Annotated in this window: 1 pseudogene; it reads right to left on the bottom strand. The window is 68.8% G+C overall.

Annotated features, from left to right (window positions below):
* Positions 1-674: pseudogene (locus KGA66_RS29310) on the bottom strand (DUF6493 family protein); the annotation flags it as partial.

Genomic DNA, 674 nt, shown 5'->3' with positions numbered 1-674 from the left:
GGTATGGGGGTAGCAGCGCGGGTGGGGTCTGCGATGCGGCGGCGGTGGTGGCGTTGCCGCCGAGTACGCGCGTTGCTTCGTCGCGCAGTACTGCGTCCAGTTGCCGGGCGGCGTCTTGTAGTGCGGCGGTTTGGGTGGTGTCGAGGTGTCTTAGGTGTCTGATGACGACGCGTAGTGCCCGTTCCTGTACGGTGACCGCGGGGTGGGCGAAGGCTGCGGATGTCGCGTTCAGTAGTTCGGGTGCGCGGCTGCTGTCGCGGCGTACTGCGGTGTCCACCCAGGACAGTTGCGCGGCCACCAGGCTGCGTTCTGGTCGTGCGAGTACTGCTTTGGACAGTTCGGCGAGGGTGACTGAGCCCAGCCGGCCGGCGTCGTCCAGCTCCCGTAGTGCGTTTTGGGCCAGTCGTGCGCAGGGTCCGGCGCCGCGTGCGGCGAGCGCGACGTAGGTTGCCAGGCGGGAGGCTACTTCGTCGTTGTCTGGTGCGAGGCGTTCGGTGAGCAGTCCGAATCCGCGCAGGTTGGCCGGGCGGTCGCCGCGTAGCAGTTTGGCCAGGCAGCGGTCGAGCAGTTCGGCGCGTTCGAGTGTTCCTTCGTTCGCCAGCAGCGCCAGGGCGCCTGCCCATTCGTTCTCGGCGCCGGGTGTGTGCGGGGCTGTGGGCGCGGGTGTGTGGGCG

Origin of the sequence: Actinocrinis puniceicyclus, from assembly GCF_018283645.1 — a bacterium.
GTDB lineage: Bacteria > Actinomycetota > Actinomycetes > Streptomycetales > Catenulisporaceae > Actinocrinis > Actinocrinis puniceicyclus.
This window is presented reverse-complemented; position numbering and strand designations above follow the sequence as displayed.